Annotated in this window: 14 protein-coding genes and 1 other RNA gene; 6 read left to right on the top strand and 9 right to left on the bottom strand. The window is 53.3% G+C overall.

Going from position 1 to position 19,606, the window contains the following annotated elements:
* Positions 1-724: 724 nt before the first annotated feature.
* Entirely contained in the window at positions 725-2,284 is a 1,560-nt protein-coding gene (locus KP80_RS14930) for a penicillin-binding transpeptidase domain-containing protein (protein WP_419772960.1), read from the top strand.
* Positions 2,285-2,343: 59 nt separating this feature from the next.
* Here the strand turns inward: KP80_RS14930 and menI are convergent, their stop codons facing one another.
* Positions 2,344-2,754 carry a 1,4-dihydroxy-2-naphthoyl-CoA hydrolase gene (gene menI / locus KP80_RS14925; RefSeq protein ID WP_052284439.1) on the bottom strand — a complete coding sequence of 137 codons (411 nt, stop codon included), beginning with the start codon at positions 2,752-2,754 and terminating at the stop codon, positions 2,344-2,346.
* Positions 2,751-5,807, bottom strand: a complete 3,057-nt coding sequence (locus tag KP80_RS14920) for an FAD-binding and (Fe-S)-binding domain-containing protein (RefSeq protein WP_052284438.1) — start codon at positions 5,805-5,807, stop codon at positions 2,751-2,753. Before KP80_RS14920 ends, menI begins: the two co-directional genes overlap by 4 nt.
* A 258-nt stretch (positions 5,808-6,065) precedes the next feature.
* Here KP80_RS14920 and ydiK point away from each other — a divergent pair, with 258 nt between their 5' ends.
* Positions 6,066-7,187 (top strand): AI-2E family transporter YdiK, encoded by a 1,122-nt coding sequence (ydiK, locus tag KP80_RS14915; protein ID WP_052284437.1) that lies wholly within the window; start codon positions 6,066-6,068, stop codon positions 7,185-7,187.
* 174 nt (positions 7,188-7,361) lie between these two features.
* Positions 7,362-7,461, top strand: an RNA gene (gene rprA / locus KP80_RS22550) — antisense sRNA RprA.
* 51 nt (positions 7,462-7,512) lie between these two features.
* Here the strand turns inward: rprA and KP80_RS14910 are convergent.
* Both KP80_RS14910 and ppsA read right to left on the bottom strand, forming a co-directional pair.
* Positions 7,513-9,882, bottom strand: coding sequence for a glycoside hydrolase family 3 N-terminal domain-containing protein (locus KP80_RS14910; protein WP_052284436.1), 2,370 nt, complete (start codon positions 9,880-9,882; stop codon positions 7,513-7,515).
* Positions 9,883-10,115: 233 nt separating this feature from the next.
* Positions 10,116-12,494: a phosphoenolpyruvate synthase gene (gene ppsA, locus KP80_RS14905; RefSeq protein ID WP_052284435.1), complete on the bottom strand. Its 2,379-nt coding sequence runs from the start codon at positions 12,492-12,494 to the stop codon at positions 10,116-10,118.
* Positions 12,495-12,823: 329 nt separating this feature from the next.
* Between ppsA and KP80_RS14900 the strand changes: the two genes are divergently transcribed.
* From KP80_RS14900 to hemP, 3 genes are all read left to right on the top strand, one after another.
* Complete coding sequence (locus tag KP80_RS14900; protein ID WP_052284434.1) at positions 12,824-13,657, top strand: pyruvate, water dikinase regulatory protein; 834 nt, start codon at positions 12,824-12,826, stop codon at positions 13,655-13,657.
* A 153-nt stretch (positions 13,658-13,810) separates the two neighbouring features.
* Positions 13,811-14,857: a 3-deoxy-7-phosphoheptulonate synthase AroH gene (aroH, locus tag KP80_RS14895; protein ID WP_052284433.1), complete on the top strand. Its 1,047-nt coding sequence runs from the start codon at positions 13,811-13,813 to the stop codon at positions 14,855-14,857.
* Positions 14,858-14,950: 93 nt separating this feature from the next.
* Positions 14,951-15,175, top strand: coding sequence for a hemin uptake protein HemP (hemP, locus tag KP80_RS14890; RefSeq protein ID WP_052284432.1), 225 nt, complete (start codon positions 14,951-14,953; stop codon positions 15,173-15,175).
* 36 nt (positions 15,176-15,211) lie between these two features.
* Here hemP and selO read toward each other — a convergent pair whose 3' ends face one another.
* The 5 genes from selO to KP80_RS14865 all read right to left on the bottom strand — a co-directional run bounded on the left by selO (position 15,212) and on the right by KP80_RS14865 (position 19,583).
* Entirely contained in the window at positions 15,212-16,654 is a 1,443-nt protein-coding gene (gene selO / locus KP80_RS14885; protein ID WP_052284431.1) for a protein adenylyltransferase SelO, read from the bottom strand.
* 61 nt (positions 16,655-16,715) lie between these two features.
* Positions 16,716-17,429: an EAL domain-containing protein gene (locus tag KP80_RS14880; protein WP_052284430.1), complete on the bottom strand. Its 714-nt coding sequence runs from the start codon at positions 17,427-17,429 to the stop codon at positions 16,716-16,718.
* A gap of 280 nt (positions 17,430-17,709) precedes the next feature.
* Complete coding sequence (locus KP80_RS14875; RefSeq protein ID WP_052284429.1) at positions 17,710-18,174, bottom strand: C40 family peptidase; 465 nt, start codon at positions 18,172-18,174, stop codon at positions 17,710-17,712.
* Positions 18,175-18,270: 96 nt separating this feature from the next.
* Entirely contained in the window at positions 18,271-19,032 is a 762-nt protein-coding gene (gene btuD, locus KP80_RS14870) for a vitamin B12 ABC transporter ATP-binding protein BtuD (protein WP_419772959.1), read from the bottom strand.
* The gene (locus KP80_RS14865; protein ID WP_052284428.1) at positions 19,029-19,583 is read right to left on the bottom strand and encodes a glutathione peroxidase; all 555 of its coding nucleotides are present in this window, start codon (positions 19,581-19,583) and stop codon (positions 19,029-19,031) included. The genes btuD and KP80_RS14865 overlap by 4 nt, the downstream gene beginning before the upstream one ends.
* Positions 19,584-19,606: the final 23 nt, after the last annotated feature.

Here is a 19,606-nt window from a genome sequence, read left to right as displayed (position 1 = left end):
ACAGTATATGCATTAGGCGGTTGTATCAAGCAGCCCACCAACCATTGCGGGGATATTTCCACAACAAAATTGGCCAACTCGGCGTATTTAAAGCGATTATTGACGCACAAAAAAATGCAAACGCGGCACGATGTCATCACCCTCAACATCGATGCAGCAGTAAAGTGCCGCAGGTAGACTCAGGGTAACGGCGATGGCTAAAAAACCATCGTGCGTCAGCCGTGAAATAACCAGACCCATGATGCTAAATCAAAAAAACACCCTTGGATAAATCTGATAACCCGCCCACGCCAGAGAAAAACAGTAATCTCGCTGGTAAATCAGCAATGTCATCCGGACTTTTTCTGGCCGTGTCAGGCTATTTTATTTTAGTCATCCTTGTCTTTTATTTATTGCCTATAAAGCATCCAGAGTTGAAATAATCTGTTAACTTAATGACTTGTTATCAATGACATTCTCTGTAAACTGTTCCTTCAGTTCGCCTGTAATATGGATATTTATATCGTCTCGTAGCGATCATCATTAAATCGTTGATCGCCTGGCTTTGATTATAAAAAATAAAAATTCATGTGGTTTAATGTTACAAATGAAAAGAAATTCAACAGAAAAGAAAAATAAAGACTCATTTATTACGTCTCGTTACATAATACTCTGTGTGGGTATTCTTTTTTGTCTTGCTGTTTTGCTGGTACGCGTTGCGGATCTGCAATTTCTAAACCACCCCATGCTGGCTCGCGAAGCCGATCAGCGTTCATTACGCACCATTGAACTGCCAACCAATCGCGGAACGCTGGTCGATCGCAACGGTGAAGCGCTAGCCATGAGCGTCCCCTCTCGTGATGTGATAGCCGATCCGGTAAAAATCGTTGAGGATAGCCCCAATTTTCGCGATCCAAAATGGCAATATCTGGCGGCTGCGCTGAATACCACTCCGGACCAAATCGCGAACAAGATTTATCAGAACGCGCACCGCCACTTTCTTTTCCTCGATAGAAAGGTAGAGCTGGGTATCGCCAAGGATGTGGCCAATTTACATATCAAAGGGATCAGCGAAGTCTACGACGATAGCCGTTTTTATCCGATGGGCGAAGCCGCTGCCCCGCTACTCGGCATTGTCGGTGCCGATAACACCGGTCTAAACGGCGTTGAAAAAGGTTATGACAATATTCTCCAGGGCGAACCGGGGAAAGAGATTTACCGTAAAGACGCCAATGGCGGCATTATCAGCGTTCTCGATTACGATGCGCCGAAGCAGCCACCGACCGTACAGCTCAGTATTGATAAATTTGACCAGTACACCATGTACAGCAAACTACGCGAAGGCGTATTGCTGAATAAAGCGGATTCCGGCGCGGCGGTGTTGGTGAAGATTGATACCGGCGAAATCCTCGCAATGGCCTCTTATCCCTCGTACAACCCCAACAATTTTGATAATGCGACCCAAACGCAGATGCGCGATGTGGCCATTAACGACAGTTTTGAACCAGGTTCAACGGTTAAGCCACTGGTGATTATTGAAGGGTTGGAGAGAAACATTATTCAGCCCGACACGCTGCTGAACACCACGCCGTATAGCGTTAATGGGCACCTGATCCGCGACGTTGGGCACTGGCCACAGCTGACGCCGACCGGCATTTTACAAAAATCGAGCGACATCGGGGTCTCGCACATTGCGCTGGCGATGCCGGCACAGGCGTTGGTCGATACTTATCATGCTTTTGGCCTCGGTAAACCGACCGGCCTCGGGCTGAGCGGTGAAAGCGTCGGCTATTTCCCGCTACATCGCCAGCAGTGGGCGGATATTGAACGTGCCACCTTCTCCTTTGGCTACGGTCTGCGCGTGACACCGCTGCAAATTGCCCGCGAATACGCCACCATGGGTTCATACGGCGTGTATCGCCCATTATCGATAACCAAAGTCACGCCACCGGTAATGGGCCAGCAGATTGCCGATCCGAATATTGTTAAAACGGTTGTCCGTATGATGGAGAGCGACGTGTTGCCCGGCGGGAGCGGCGTCAGAGCGGCGGTTCCGGGATATCGTCTGGCGACAAAAACCGGTACGGCAGAAAAACTGGGCAGCAGCGGAAAATATGACGGTGGCTACGTGAACTACACCGCGGGTGTCGCTCCGGTGAGCCATCCTGAAGTCGCTCTGGTGGTCGTGGTCAACAACCCAACGGCGGGCACCCACTTTGGGGGGTCAGTAGCGGCCCCGATATTTGGCAACATCATGGGACCGGTACTGAAAAACATGAATATTGCGCCAGATGCACTGCACTAAAGGTGCCGGGACATTCGGCCGGGCTAAATCATTCTAGCCCGGCCACAGCGCGATAGCGGTTAGACGACGGCGGTTGTCAGCCGTGAGGAACAACACAACCGTCCCTGCTCATCAAAGATCTCTATCTGCCAGACCTGATGACGACGCCCGGCATGCAACGCTTTGCACACGCCGCGAACGCGTCCACTGCGCGCAGAACGAATATGGTTGGCGTTAACTTCAAGTCCAACGACTTTCTCCTCGCCTTCGGTGCACAAATACCCTGCGACCGAGCCCAAAGTTTCTGCCAGCACCACCGACGCCCCGCCGTGCAAAAGACCAAACGGCTGATGCGTGCGTGAGTCCACCGGCATGGTGGCCTCCAGTGAGTCTTCGCCGATACGGTCAAACTGAATATCCAGCAGCCCCACCATATTGCCTTCACCCATCGCATTAAGGGCCGCCAACGTCGCTTGTCGTTTCCAGATCATCCGATAATCTCCAGTAAAGCCTGTAATGGATGGCGCACGCCGTTACCCTCGACACGCTTCACCTGGCTTCGGCAAGAATAGCCGGTAGCCAGGCAGCGGTTACGCGGCAGTCGCTGCATCGCCTGATGCCAGGAGAGCTCATAGATGCCTAACGAGTTGGCGTGATTTTTCACTTCGTGACCGTAAGTCCCGGCCATTCCGCAGCAGCCGACGCTCACGTTCTCCAGCGTCGCGCCAAAGCGCGCAAAAATCGTCGCCCACTGTTTCGGTGCCGCCGGCAGCGCGGTGACCTCCGTACAGTGGCCGAATAGATACCAGGACTCACCGGCTGGCAGTACCGTCTCGTGGCTCTCCAACACCTGCGGCAGCCATTCATGGACCAGCATGACGTTAAAATCACCGCGCTTATCGCCCAGCACCTGCTTATACTCATCGCGATAGCACAGCACCAGCGCCGGATCGACGCCAACCATCGGCATGCCCAACGCCGCCACCCTGTTCAGATAGTCAGACGTTTTCTGTGCCGTTTTGGTAAAGCGCGTCACGAAGCCCTTGATATGCTGAGCTTTACCGTTCGGAGAGAATGGCAGCAGCACCGGCTGATAGCCCAATTTATCGATCAGGCGAATAAAGTCGGCGACGACCTGCGCATCGTAATAGCTGGTAAACGGATCCTGCACCACCAGCACCGTCTGGGCTTTTTGCTCTGGCGATAGCGCTTCAAGCTGCTCAAGCGTCAGATTAGCCGAGCGATGCGTCACCACCTGTTTTTGCAGCGACGGCACGGACAGCATCGGTAAATCCACCATGCCGATATGTTTCTCCGACAGCTTTCGCACCAGCGGCTGGTTCATAAAGAAGTTGAACGTTTTCGGCGCGCGCGCCATCAGCGGTGCATAGCTTTCCACCGTCGCCACCAGATGATCGCGAACCGGGCGAAGATAGCGCGTGTGGTACAACTGCAGGAAGCGAGAGCGGAATTCCGGCACATCAATTTTAATCGGGCACTGTGTTGAACACGCCTTGCAGGCCAGACAGCCGGACATCGCCTCTTTCACTTCATGGGAGAAATCGTATTCCCCTTTGCGGGCATGCCAGCTGTTGCGGGTGCGCTCGACCAAAGAGCGCAGGCTTGCACGCTTCTCTGGCAGCTCTTTTTCCAGCATCGAAGGATCCACGCCGCGATCGGCCAGCAGACGCAGCCATTCACGAACCAGCGTCGCACGGCCTTTCGGCGAGTGCATGCGGTTATTGGTGATTTTCATCGACGGACACATCGGGCTTTTGGCATCAAAGTTGAAGCACAAACCGTTACCGTTACACTCCATCGCCCCGCGCCATGACGACCGCACGGTTACCGGAATTTGTCGATCGTAGGTGCCACGTTTTACCGCATCCACCTTCATCATCGGCGCATCCACGCCTTCCGGCGGGCAAATTTTCCCTGGGTTCAGACGGTTATCCGGGTCAAACGCCGCTTTAACTTTGCGCAGCTCAGCATAAAGCTGTTCGCCAAAGAACGCGGGGCTGTATTCAGCGCGGAAGCCTTTTCCATGCTCCCCCCACAGTAGCCCACCGTATTTCGCGGTCAGCGCCACCACGTCATCGGAGATCTTCTTCATTAAAATCTCTTGCTGCGGGTCGCACATATCCAGCGCCGGACGAACGTGCAGTACTCCTGCATCGACGTGGCCGAACATACCGTAGCTCAGGCCATGGCTATCGAGCAGCGCGCGAAACTCGACAATATAGTCCGCCAAATGCTCTGGCGGCACGCAGGTATCCTCCGCAAACGGAATGGGCTTCGCCGCCCCTTTCGCATTGCCGAGCAGACCAACCGCCTTCTTACGCATAGCGTAAATACGCTCGATACCGTCCAGTTCATTGCAGCGCTGCCAGCCAATAACTCCGCCTTCGTGCTGGGCGATAAGTTCATCAAGACGCTGGCACAGCGCAGTGACCTGCCCCTCAATCAACGCCTCGTCGTCGCCGGCGAACTCGACGATATTCAGCCCCAGCATCTCTTTATCGGGAACATCGGTAATCAGTTCGTTGACCGAGTGCCAAACAATATCTTCCCGCGCCAGATTCAGGACTTTCGAGTCAACCGTTTCAACCGAGAGCGCGCGTGCCTCAACCATAAACGGTGCGTTGCGTAGCGCAGAGTCGAAAGAGTCGTACTTGATATTCACCAGACGGCGCACTTTCGGTAGCGGCGTGATATCAAGACGCGCTTCAGTGATAAATGCCAGCGTGCCTTCAGAACCGGTCAATACGCGGGTGAGGTCAAATTCGCTCATCGCGTCGTTAAAGACGTGGCGCAGATCGTAACCGGTCAGGAAGCGGTTAAGTTTAGGGAATTTGTCGATAATCAGCTGACGATTGTCGCGGCAACGTTCGAATACAGTGCGATAGATACGCCCCGCCGCCGACTGCTCTTTTGCCAGCGTTTCGGCCAGCGCCACGGGAACCGGCTGGGTATCGAGGATATCGCCACCGAGCAGCACCGCCCGCACGCCGAGTACGTGATCGGAGGTTTTGCCATACACCAGCGACCCCTGCCCGGAAGCATCGGTGTTGATCATTCCCCCCAGCGTCGCACGGTTGCTGGTCGACAGCTCCGGCGCAAAAAAATAACCGTGGGGTTTCAAATATTGATTAAGCTGATCTTTGATGACACCCGCTTCTACGCGCACCCACCCCTCTTCAGGGTTGATTTCGATGATGCGGTTCATATAGCGGGACATATCTACGATGATGCCCTGATTCAACGCCTGTCCATTGGTGCCGGTACCACCGCCGCGCGGGGTAAAGACCAGGGACTGATAGCGTTCTTCTGCGGCAATACGTGCCAACAGTGCAACATCAGCGGTGGAACGAGGGAACACTACCGCATCGGGAAGAAGCTGGTAGATGCTGTTATCGGTCGCCATCGTCAGCCTGTCGGCGTAGCGAGTCGCGGTATCTCCGGTAAAGCCTTGTTGCTCCAGTGCCTGCAAATAATTCAGCACCAGCGGTACTTCGCCAGGTGCCTGGGAAATCTGTGGGATCATTACGTTTGACCCTTTCTGAATGTTGTGTTGTACGCACACAATATCGCCAGCTATCGTCAATACAGTAGTCGGCAAAAACTGCGTGTATAAATGATTAATCGTTTGCGTCGTGCCGTTATGGTTTTATCACATTTTTTCCTTATGCGCCCGGTAGTTTTTGCCGCAGAATCAGCACCGGGAATTTATTGATATTATTATCAATGAACGGATTTATGCCGCATCTGCGGTCTTGCGAGCTATTGAAGGTAAAGCTTATTTATGAACACGGTTCTTAAACCGCGGGATATTCCGCAAATACTGCTATCGGTGCTGTTTCTGGCACTGATGATCATCGCTTGTTTATGGATTGTTCAGCCGTTTATTCTGGGCTTCGCCTGGGCATCAACTATCGTTATTGCCACCTGGCCAGTACTGATTTGGCTTCAGCGCATCCTTTTTGGCCGCCGCTCCCTGGCTGTCCTCGTCATGACGCTGCTGCTCTTTTTATTGTTCGTGATTCCCATTGCCCTGCTGGTCAACAGCCTGGTGGATAGCAGCTCGCCGCTGATTCATGCCATCACCAGTGGAACGCTCACGCTGCCTGATTTTGCCTGGCTCAATAGCATTCCGTTTATTGGTGCCAAAATGTATAGCGGCTGGCACAGCCTGCTGGATATGGGCGGCAGTGCATTGATGGCGAAGATTCGTCCTTACCTTGGCACCACCACCACCTGGTTTGTCGGCCAGGCTGCGCATGTTGGTCGCTTCCTATTGCATAGTGGTCTGATGCTGCTGTTCAGCGCCCTGCTGTACTGGCAGGGGGAAAAAGTGGCCTTTGGCATGCGCTACTTCGCCACCCGTCTGGCGGCTAAACGCGGCGACGCCGCCGTTCTGCTGGCAGGCCAGGCTATCCGCGCCGTTGCGCTGGGCGTGGTGGTCACCGCGCTGGTACAGGCCGTGCTGGGCGGTATTGGTCTGGCTATTTCCGGCGTGCCTTACGCGACGCTGTTCACCGTGGTGATGATTTTTTCCTGCCTGGTGCAGCTGGGGCCATTGATCGTACTGGTGCCCTGCATTATCTGGCTCTACTGGACGGGTGATACCACCTGGGGCACCGTGCTGCTGGTGTGGAGCTGCGTAGTCGGCACGATGGACAACGTGATTCGTCCGATGCTGATTCGCATGGGCGCTGACCTGCCGATGATTCTGATCCTCTCCGGCGTTATCGGTGGACTGGTGGCTTTCGGCATGATTGGCCTGTTTATTGGTCCTGTCCTGTTGGCGGTGTCCTGGCGCTTGTTTGACGCCTGGTTACATGAAATCCCACCGCCATCAACCGATCCGGAACAGGTTCTGGAAGAGCTGGCCGAGCTTGAACAGAATAACTATCCAAAACAGTAAGATAAAAAAGGCGGGGAAACCCGCCTTTCACTTAAGTAAAACTGACCAATTCCTCACCAAATCACCTCAAAAATGCACGCTATTCGCGACATGCCTCGGAAAATATTCACATTTATTTAACTATTGAGAGGAATCCGATCGACGCAAAAAACGCGTATGCCTACTATAACCTCCAAGGTAATAGATCAACCCCTTGATTTATATATCCCCTGAGTGAAACAACGAATTGCTGTGTGTAGTCTTTGCCCATCTCCCACGATGGGCTTTTTTTTATCTAACGCACGGCAATTTCCGGCACGCCAGTGCCGGAAGCGAGTGGACAATATCACCCGATATCACAGCGGCTCATCATGCGCCAATTGGACGGCAGCACGCGGGTTTTACCGTTAACCCGTACCGTCACACGGTGGTGAATGTCTGCCGATGAACTGCCGATTTGCAGCTCAAACTCCCCGGGTTCAACAATGCGTTGTCCCTCATAGCTGGTAAAGTTCAGCATATCCACCGGCAGCGTCACGGTCAGCGTTGTCTGCTCTCCCGGTGACAACGTCACGCGTTGGAAGGCTTTTAGCTCCTGAAGCGGACGCACCATAGAGGCGACGTTATCGCGGACATAAATTTGCACCACATCGCTGCCGCTGCGTTCACCGATGTTTCTCACCGGAATACGCAAGGTGATATCACCGTCAATTGCCACCTGGCTGTGTGCCAACTGTGGTTCGCCATAGCGAAACTTTCCCCAACCTTTACCGAAACCAAAGGGATACAGTGCGCCGAAGTGGAAAGCAAACGGCGTGCCGCCGCTTTTTAGCTTGTGGTTATAGTAGAAAGGCATCGCTCCGGCACTTTTCGGCACGCTCACCACCAGGCGACCCTGCGGCTCAGCACGGCCGGTCAGCACATCGGCAATGGCCCAGCCGCCCTCCTGTCCCGGCGCCCAGGCCAGCATCAGGGCCGCGACGTTGTCTTCAAGCCCCTGCAGGTTATACGGACGACCGCCGGTCATCACCACCACCACCGGTTTACCGGTATCCACCAGCGCCTGGAGCAGCTGTTGCTGCACGCCAGGCAGATTCAGGCTATCCGTATCGGAACCTTCGCCTACAGTGCCGCTCTGGAACAGCCCGGCCAGATCGCCCACACAGGCAACAATCACGTCACTCTCCTGCGCGGCACGAACCGCATCAGGAATCAGGCTGAGATCCTCAGACACCGGCGAAGACTGCATGGGTTTACCCGAACTGTCACCGGGGAAAACCGGCGCCCCCGCCATGCGCTGCTCAATAATATGACAGCCTTTGGCGTAGCGAATTTGGCTATCACCCAGATAGTGGCGCAGCGCCATCAGCGGCGTAGTGACCTGCGAAGTTTTTTCCACCATATCGCTGATGATCAGATGCACCGGGAAGCTATAGCCGCTCAAAAGCGCTAGCGGATCATCCGCCGTCGGGCCCACCACCGCGATGCGGGGTTTACCGGTAAGCGGCAGCGTATTGCGGTTTTCCAGCAGCGTAATGGAGCGAGTCGCAACCTCTCGCGCCACCTGGCGCGTAGCATCAGATTGCAGTGAAATCGCATTCTCGTCGGTATAAGGATGTTCAAACAGGCCCAGGCGGAATTTCTCTGTGAGCGTGCGGGCGACAATCTCGTCAATTTTCTCAAGCGTAATCAGCCCCCGCTCAACCGCCTCCGCCAGATGGCGGGCACAATCATCTTTTGGCAGCTCCACGTCCAGCCCGGCATTAAAGGCCAGCGCTGCTGACTCAGCGGCATCCTGTGCCACGCCGTGATGTTGATGCAGCAGGCTCACGCCGCCGTAGTCAGCCACCACGATACCGTCAAAACCCCAGCGTTCCCGCAGCACCGTGGTCAACAGGAAACTGTCGCTGTGCCCTGGCTGGTTATCAATGTCGTGATAGGCTGGCATCACTGAGCCGGCATTGGCCTGCTTCACCGCCATTTCAAACGGCAGCAGGAAGGTATCATTTAGTTCACGGAACCCCAAATGCACCGGAGCGTGGTTACGTGCCCCTTCGCTAAACGAGTGACCCACATAGTGCTTAAGGGTTGCCAGCACATCACGTTTTTCGCCCTGCAGCCCGTCAACATAGGCACAGGCCATCACCCCCACCAGCCACGGATCTTCGCCGAACGTCTCCTCGGTACGCCCCCAGCGCACATCACGTGAGACATCCAGCACCGGTGCGAGCCCTTGTTTGCATCCCGTGGAGCGCGCCTCCTCACCAATTTGCTGCGCAGCACGTTTAACCAGCCCAGGATCCCAGGTCGAGCCATAGTTCAGCGATGATGGGAACAGCGTCGCGTCTTTGCACAGCAAACCGACCAGGCACTCCTCATGGAACAGCGCCGGGATCCCTAGCCGCGTCTCCTCCATCATCATTTTTTGCAGGCGGTTGGCCGCGCGGACACCGGTTTTTGCATCAACAATATGGGTGCCCAGCGGACGGGTAATTTGTCCTACGCCAAGTTTCAGGCGCTCGCTCAGCGAGGTTTGTTCGCTAACGCCGGCAAACTCATCGCTCATATCCGTTCTTTCTCGATGATGACCCTCTTCCGACAGCACCAGCCACCAGGCATGCATCTGGGCATATTTTTCCTCGGGGGTCATGCGAACCAGTAAATCATCGACACGTTCCTGAATCGGGCGTTGGGGATCTTTATAAATCGGGGTCATAGCCGTTCTCCTGAGTTGCTGATCAATACCCGAAATCATTCATAGCAATGACGGGTAAGCGCACGGTATTAACAGTTGTGAATCAGTATTCAGAAGTGAAGGGCGAGGAACAATTGTCAGAATTGCCTGTAGATTTATGATTTTTGGTTTTCTTCGCGGAGTGTGATCGGCAGCAACTCCCAGAATAAAAAAATCCCGGGCACAGGGCCCGGGATGCTCAGCAGGATAAGGCGTTATTTTTTCAATTCAGCCAGACCCAGCCAGGTCTGCACGACGGTATCCGGGTTCAGCGACAGGCTGTCGATCCCTTCTTCCATCAGCCAGGCGGCGAAATCTTCGTGATCTGACGGGCCTTGCCCACAAATACCGACGTATTTACCCTGTTTCTTGGCGGCACGAATCGCCATCGACAACAGCGCTTTCACCGCATCGTTACGCTCATCGAACAGCGCGGAAACGACACCTGAGTCACGGTCAAGACCCAGCGCCAGCTGCGTCATGTCGTTCGACCCGATAGAGAAGCCATCGAAGTGCTCAAGGAACTGCTCCGCCAACAGGGCGTTGGACGGGATTTCGCACATCATAATGATCTTCAGACCGTTCTCTCCACGCTTCAGACCCTGACGCGCCAGCTCATCAACCACCGCTTTCGCCTGATCGACGGTACGCACGAACGGCACCATGATCTCAACGTTGGTCAACCCCATGTCGTTACGGACGCGTTTCACCGCATCACATTCCAGCGCAAAGCAATCGCGGAAACTATCAGAAACGTAGCGACCGGCGCCGCGGAAGCCGAGCATTGGGTTCTCTTCTTCCGGCTCGTAACGCTCACCGCCCACCAGGTTGGCGTATTCGTTCGATTTGAAATCAGACAGGCGCACAATGACGCGTTTCGGATAAAACGCCGCGCCCAGCGTGGCGATCCCTTCGGTCAGACGGCCAACGTAAAACTCTTTCGGCGAGTCGAAGCCCTTCATCATCTCGCGGATTTCGTTTTGCAGCTTCGGCTCCTGGTCATCAAACTCCAGCAGCGCACGCGGGTGCACGCCAATCATGCGGTTGATGATGAATTCCAGACGCGCCAGCCCTACGCCTTCGTTTGGCAGACAGGCGAAGTCAAATGCACGGTCAGGGTTACCGACGTTCATCATGATCTTCAGCGGCAGATCCGGCATGGTGTCGACGCTGGAGCTGTTAACGCTAAAGTCCAGCAGATCGGCGTAAACATAGCCAGTGTCGCCTTCCGCGCAGGAAACGGTAACTTTTTCGTCATCTTTCATGCGTTCAGTGGCATCACCGCAGCCCACAACTGCTGGGATCCCCAATTCACGGGCGATGATCGCTGCGTGACAGGTACGCCCGCCGCGGTTGGTAACAATCGCCGCCGCTTTTTTCATGATCGGTTCCCAATCCGGGTCGGTCATGTCGGTAACCAGCACGTCGCCTGGCTGAATACGATTCATCTCGCTGATATCGTGAATCACTTTCACGCTACCCGCGCCGATACGATGGCCGATAGCACGGCCTTCGGAAACGATACGCCCCTGAGAATGCAGCGTATAACGCTCCATCACCTGTCCACGCGAACGTACGGTTTCTGGACGCGCCTGAACAATAAACAATTTGCCGGTATGACCGTCTTTAGCCCACTCGATGTCCATCGGACGACCGTAGTGTTTTTCAATCTGTACGGCTTGCTTCGCCAGTTCCTGCACTTCATCGTTGGTCAACGAGAAGATATCGCACTGCTCACGCGGCACATCTTCAATACGGACCTGTTTGCCATGCTCCTGCGTCGGCGCGTAAACCATACGGATCTTTTTCGACCCCATCGTGCGACGTACAATAGCCGGACGATTGGCCGCCAGCGTCGGTTTATGCACGTAAAACTCATCCGGGTTCACCGCGCCCTGTACCACCATTTCACCCAGGCCCCACGCGGAGGTAATAAATACCACCTGGTCAAAGCCGGATTCAGTATCGATAGAGAACATCACGCCGGAGGACGCCAGGTCAGAGCGCACCATCAGCTGGACGCCAGCCGAGAGCGCCACGCCGCGATGGTCGTAACCCTGGTGAACGCGATAAGAGATCGCGCGGTCGTTAAACAGCGAAGCAAACACGTGTTTCACCGCCACCAGCACCGCATCAAAGCCGTGGACGTTGAGGAAGGTTTCCTGCTGGCCGGCAAAAGAGGCATCCGGCATATCTTCCGCAGTGGCAGACGAGCGCACCGCAAAAGAGGCGTTGGCATTATCCGCCGCCAGCTGGTTATAGGCATCATGAATGGCCTGTTCCAGTTCGCTTTGGAAAGGAGTGTCGATGATCCATTGGCGGATCTGCGCGCCGGCTTTCGCCAGGGCGGTAACGTCGTCGATATCGGTGTCATCCAACAGCTGATAGATCTGCTGGTTCACGCCGCTCTGGTCGAGAAACTGATTAAACGCATCGGCAGTGGTGGCAAATCCGTTGGGTACAGAAACTCCCATCCCGGACAGGTTCGTAATCATTTCACCCAAGGAGGCATTTTTGCCTCCAACTCTGTCTACATCATTCATGCCGAGTTGGTTGTACCAAAGCACCAGCGGTGACGAGCCATTGTTGGACATCGAGACAATCCTTTTTAGATTAAAGAAGCAGTGATAAGTAACGACTGACTACTCAAATTATCCTCGCATATTTAAACTGCTGAAAAAAACGGTGAATCGTGTAAGCAAATTATTTTTTTACTTTTTAGGATTGATTCCCATTAATTCATAACCTACTGATTAGGCTAAAAAGCCACAATAACCGACGGTCTATTGATAGCAATGTAAAAATGAAATGGGTATTTCATTAAAAATAAAAATACCATTTCATTTTTATTTTAAGGACAAACATCGTCAGGTTGTGTTTAAATTTAATTTACGCTTTCAGGCAATTAACGGGGAATGGCAAAATGGAAAGTGCAGTGGATCGTCAGGTGTTTTATATTTCCGATGGCACCGCTATTACGGCAGAAGTTCTTGGTCATGCAGTGATGTCGCAATTCCCGGTGGCGATAAACAGCATTACGTTGCCGTTTATTGAAAGCGAAAGCCGTGCCAAGGCGGTAAAAGAGCAAATCGACGCCATTTACCTGCAAACGGGCGTGCGCCCGTTGGTTTTCTATTCCATCGTTATTCCCGAAATTCGTGACATTATTCTGCAATGTGAAGGTTTTTGTCAGGATATCGTTCAGGCGCTGGTCGCGCCATTACAGGAAGAGCTTAAGCTTGATCCTACCCCTATTGCCCATCGAACCCATGGCTTAACCCCCGGTAACCTCACCAAGTACGACGCGCGTATTGCCGCGATTGATTACACCCTGGCGCACGACGACGGTATCTCATTGCGTAACCTCGATCAGGCGCAGGTGATTCTGCTTGGCGTTTCACGCTGTGGAAAAACGCCAACCAGTCTTTATCTGGCGATGCAGTTTGGTATTCGTGCCGCCAACTACCCGTTTATTGCCGATGATATGGATAATCTCGTGCTGCCAGCGTCGTTAAAACCGCTGCAACATAAACTGTTTGGCCTGACAATCAACGCCGAGCGTTTGGCCGCCATTCGCGAAGAACGACGCGAGAACAGCCGCTATGCCTCAATGCGCCAGTGCCGAATGGAAGTGGCGGAAGTTGAAGCGCTTTACCGCCGTAATCAAATACCGTGGATCAACAGTACCAATTATTCAGTAGAAGAAATTGCCACTAAAATCATGGATATAATGGGACTTAGCCGCAGAATGTACTAATACACTAGTACAATGCATCAAATTTGTTTATCATAGCAGTGTGATTGAGCGCACATTACGCTCCGCGCTTGAATTCAGCGGAGATTGGTTTATCGTGATGTGCATCACTTCTCAGCACATTGGCTGACGAAGAAACAAATTTCTGAGATCCCCATGAATAAGACCGATGAATTGCGTACCGCTCGAATTGAGAGCTTAATTACGCCTGCAGAACTGGCCGAACGCTACCCGGTATCGCCGGACGTTGCAGCGCACGTTACCGCTTCACGCCGCCGGATTGAAAAGATCCTCAATGGCGAAGATCGCCGTCTGCTGGCGATTGTTGGCCCCTGCTCTATTCACGATTTAGATGCTGCCGTTGATTACGCTCGTCGCTTACAGGTGCTGCGTGAAAAACATCAGGGTGAGCTGGAAATCGTGATGCGCACCTATTTTGAAAAGCCACGTACGGTTGTTGGCTGGAAAGGCTTAATCTCCGATCCAGACCTCAATGGCAGCTATCGCGTCAACCATGGCATTGAACAGGCGCGCAAGTTGCTGCTGCAGGTGAATACCCTGGGCGTACCGACCGCTACCGAGTTTCTTGATATGGTGACCGGTCAGTTTATCGCCGACCTGATTAGCTGGGGCGCTATCGGCGCGCGGACAACGGAAAGCCAGATCCACCGCGAAATGGCTTCCGCACTCTCCTGCCCAGTTGGTTTTAAAAACGGTACCGATGGCAATACGCGCATTGCGGTTGACGCCATTCGCGCTTCTCGCGCTAGCCATATGTTCCTGTCGCCGGATAAAAATGGCCAGATGACCATTTACCAGACCAGCGGGAACCCTTACGGTCATATCATCATGCGCGGTGGCAAAAAGCCAAACTACCATGCCAACGATATTGCCGCCGCCTGCGATACGCTGCACGAGTTCGATTTACCTGAACATCTGGTGGTTGACTTCAGCCACGGCAATTGCCAGAAGCAGCACCGCCGGCAACTGGAAGTGTGTGATGATATCTGCCAGCAAATTCGCAATGGTTCTTCAGCTATTGCCGGGATCATGGCTGAAAGTTTCCTGCGTGAAGGAACGCAGAAAATCGTCGCCGATCAACCGTTAACCTACGGCCAATCCATCACCGATCCTTGCCTGAGCTGGGAAGATACTGAACTGCTGTTGGAAAAACTGGCGGCTGCCGTCGCAACCCGTCTGTAATATCCCCCGCCCGCCGGACATCGGCGGGCGCACGATATCCCCACCGTTGATTTAATTAAATAAAACTTGCGGTTAATGCATTGAATATTGATAATGGTTATCATTGTTACATTGATTTTCATTATAAATATGTCGCTAATGGATACCTGCGCAGAAATAGAATCACAAAAGGATAATACCCCTCGCCCTCTCCCCAGCGATCGCCGGATCGACAGCCAGACGCTGTTAGGTCAGGAAGGTCGAGTCATTATTGAACACGGCGAACAGCAATATTTGCTGCGACAAACTCAGGCAGGAAAACTCATTTTAACGAAATAGCTGCACCACCCGGACGGCAGTGCAGCAGAGAGTCGCTTAACTCGAACAGCTCACTTCGAGATGCTTACCCCAGTCTGGCGGGCGTCGACCATAGTCGTCATGGCGATCGTCCCACGGATGACGTAGCGCTTCATGCAGGCGGTGCAATTCCTGATAGTCACCCTGCTCTGCCTGTTCAATCGCCCGCTGCGCCAGCCAGTTGCGTAACACCATGGCCGGGTTGGCCAGTTTCATTGCGCATTGGCGCTGCGAGTCAGCGATCTGTTCTTGCTGCAGGCGAACACGGTACTGGGTAAACCAACTATCAAAAGCGGCCCGGTCGATAAACTCATCGCGCAACGGCGACGCCGCACTCAATTGTTCGGTTTCACTCAGCAGACGGAAAGTCAGGGTGTAATCGCTGCCCTCACGCTTCATCAGCGCATACAGACCGTTGAGCAAATCGTTATCGCCCGACTCCTCGCTAAACAGCCCAAGTTTTTTGCGCATCCTCTGACCATATTCACGGAACAGCGTCTGCTGGTAGGTATCCAGCGCGGCGTTAAGCGCATCAACCTCAATCAGCGCCGATAGCGACTGCGCCAGACACTGTAAATTCCACAGCCCAATGGCAGGTTGATTATCAAAACGGTAGCGCCCCTGATAGTCAGAGTGATTACAAATAAACTCAGGCTGATAATCATCGAGAAAACCAAACGGGCCGTAATCCAGCGTTAGTCCAAGAATCGACATATTGTCAGTATTCATTACACCATGCGCGAAACCAACCGTTTGCCAGCGGGCAATCATCTGTGCGGTACGCGTGACCACATCATGGAACCACAGCGCATAGCTCTCCGGCTCATCCTGCAGATGCGGACAGTGATGGCGAATGGTGTAATCCGCAAGCTGACGGACGCTGTCCATTTCACGACGGTAATAAAAATGCTCGAAATGACCAAAACGAATATGGCTTTCAGCGATGCGCATCAGCATCGCGCCAGATTCGACGGTTTCCCGTTGGATAGGGGTATCGCTGGTGACAATCGCTAACGCACGAGTCCCAGGGATCCCGAGATAATGCATCGCCTCAGAAGCCAGGCTTTCACGCAGCGTAGAGCGCAGCACCGCACGCCCGTCGCCCATACGCGAATAAGGCGTCAGCCCCGCCCCTTTAAGATGCCAGTCAACCGACTTGCCGTTTTCTAGCTGTTGTTCACCGAGTAAAATACCGCGCCCATCGCCGAGTTGACCGGCCCAGGCACCGAACTGATGGCCACTATAAACCTGCGCCAGAGGCGACATACCGGGCAGCAGTTGCTCACCGCCCCAAACGCCAGCCCCTTGTGCAGGGGTAAAAAGTTCGGCGGGAATGGCTAATTCATTGGCAAGCGGCGCGTTGTGCCAGATAACTCGGGCATTGTGCAGCGGCGTAGGCTGTAGCGCGCTATAAAATCCTGGCAGCTCGTCGCGCCAGCGGGTGTTAAATGACAGGTTCATGGTTCCTCCTGTCCGTAGTGTATTGGGTTAACGTACGTTAAACACCCGGGTAAATACAGGGTTATTGTTGCGCTAATGTTATTAATGACGATTCAGGCACTGCTGGCCATAAATTCCCTAGCATACCGCTAAAGCCATAAGGCTCCAGCCGCTGTCGCAAAATGTCGTCATCAACGCCGGAGATCATAATCGCCTGACAGTACGGTTGAATCTGGCTGACGATAGCCCGCATAAACGGTTCAAAAGAGGCCGATTTTGCCTGGCGCTGCACGAAGTTTCTATCCAGCACCACGCGACTAAAAAGCCCGGCAAAGACCGCTTTAGTCGAGGCATCGCCGGATCCAAAATCGCTCAACACCAGCGGGAATTGCTGGCACAGCCTGGCAAGCGCGTGATTTTCATCAATATGATTAAGCCCCGGAAAACCTTCACTCACCGCCAGTTCAAGGAAAGAGAAACGCGCGGCACTGGCCGCCAGTTCATCCTGGGTCAGCAAGGCATCGACAACGCCGGGAGGGATAGTTATCCACGCCTTCAGTCCATGCTGAAGGAAAAACAGCTGACAGGTGGTCAGGAGCGCCAGTTTTTCCTGGAATAAGGCGATTTCTTCTTGCGCGGTAAGACGTGGCAAAACGAGGCTAGTCGGAATTCGAACGTGGTTATTAACACCGCTAAACTGGCTGACCACCTTCAGGCCAACCAACTGTCCCCCACTATTCCTGGCGGGGAGAAAAAACAACTGAGAACAATACGTATTATCCAGCGATACAATCATTGCGACTGCCCTTCACTAAAAGTCATGTCCGGGTTCCTGACGTCACAAAGCGATAACCTATAGTAATAGATGCTGTGATTATTCCTTTCATCGGTTCCTTTTTATTTCATTGGTCCGTCACTGGATCGTAATGATTGTAATCGAAACCCATGGATTAACACAATCAACCTTAAGTTCCATGATCTCGCCTAACAAAATGAGAATATCGTTCGCTATTTAATTTAAATTAAATCGACTACATAAAAAAAGGAGGCACTTTTTGGCCTCCTTTTCTTTTCGATTAAATTCGCCTGGCCTGCCAGAAATTCTTCCGCCAGTAGACGTTGTCGAGCGAGGAACGCGTGACGCCCTGGCTGGTTGAGGCATGGATAAACTGATTGTCGGTGTCGTAGATACCCACGTGCAGGCCACTTTCCCCTGCGCCGGTTTTGAAGAACACCAGATCGCCAGGCAGGAGGTCGTCCTTATCGATTTCAGTGCCTATTTTTGCCTGCTGACGGGTTTCTCTTGGCAGACGCATCTCAAATTTGTCGCGGAAAGTCATCAGCACAAACGCCGAGCAATCGACGCCGCGACGATTCATGCCACCGTAGCGATAAGGCGTGCCGTGCCAGTTCTGCAGCTGGTCGTTTAAACTCGCAATCACCGTAATAGAATCCGCAAGCCGTGGATTTGGCGGCGGTGGGCGATGACTGCTACAGCCAGCTAAAATGAATGCCACGAGAAAAAGAGCCCAGAAACGCATATCCAGCGCATCCTCTATTTTTATGATCAGCCAACAAATTATATCGATAAGCGATCGACTGGCAAGCAATGACCGCCGTTTGAAGCTGAGTATGGATTATTTTTCACCGACAGCATCATAAACGAGGAGCTGATGGCCAGCTATTTCCAGCTTCTGAAAAACCATATTATAAGCCAGGGCTAAATTTTCCGGCTGCAATACAGCATCAGTTTGGCCGCTGGCAATCAATCGGCCAGAACATAATAACCATACGTAATGGGCGTGACGCAAAGTGTAGTTAAGATCGTGGCTGCTCATAATGATGGTTACGCCAGCAGCGCAGAGTTCAGTTAACAGTTTATCTAACGCGGCCTGCTGCGCCACATCCAAACTGTTCATCGGCTCGTCCAGCAACAGAAGCTGACCATCGATATTATCCCACGGAGAGATCTGAAGTATCACGGCGGCCAGCCTGACCCGCTGCCATTCACCGCCTGAGAGCTGGCTGACGTTGCGTCCCAGTTTATTGCCAAGACCAAGCGCTTCGGTCACATGCGCCGCAAACGGTGAATGTTGGTTATCATGTTGATGCAGCATCAGGAACTGCCAGACAGGCATGGCAAACGGCGGTGTCTGGTGCTGGGAAAGATAGGCGCGATGGCGTGCCAGCGCCGAGGCCGTCCACTCATCGAGCGACTGCCCATTGAGCATCACTTGCCCTTTTCCCCGACTCAATCCCGCCATTCTTGCCAGAAGCGTACTTTTCCCCGCCCCATTCGGCCCGACAAGATGAATCATTTCCCCGCGCCCCACATCAACGTTCACACTCTGTAATCGCGCGCTTTCGCTGACATCCTGAAGCTGCATCAAAGGCATCATGGCTGGGAGATCGCCTGTTTAATGGCGGCCACCAGCGTCGGATCATCCGGCGTCATATCCGGGGAGAAACGGTTAATAACTTCGCCATGACGGCCGATTAAGAATTTCTCAAAATTCCACAGAATATCGCCAGGCTGCGCTGGGGCTCGTCCTTTACTGGCCATACGCTCATAGAAGCCACTGCCTTCTGGTGCGATGGCATCCGGCGCGATATGAGTCAGCTTAGCGTAAAGCGGATGACGCCCTTCGCCATTGACGTCAATCTTGCTAAACAACGGGAACGTTACGCCATAGGTCGTGCTGCAGAAGGTCTTGATCTCCTCTTCGCTGCCCGGTTCCTGTCCCAGGAACTGGTTGCACGGGAACCCCAGTACGGTAAACCCTTCGCTCTGCAGCGAAGTCTGCAATGTCTCCAGCTGTTCATACTGTGGTGTCAAGCCGCATTTGGAGGCAACGTTCACAATCAACAGGACTTTGCCTTTATAGCCTTCGAGAGTCGTGCTTTCACCGTCAATCGTGGTGACCGGGGTGTTCAAAATAGTTGTTTGCATAGCGTCCTCTTTTGCAGGTTAAG

Source organism: Kluyvera genomosp. 1 (assembly GCF_001266615.1).
Classification (GTDB): Bacteria; Pseudomonadota; Gammaproteobacteria; order Enterobacterales; family Enterobacteriaceae; genus Kluyvera; species Kluyvera cryocrescens_A.
This window is presented reverse-complemented; position numbering and strand designations above follow the sequence as displayed.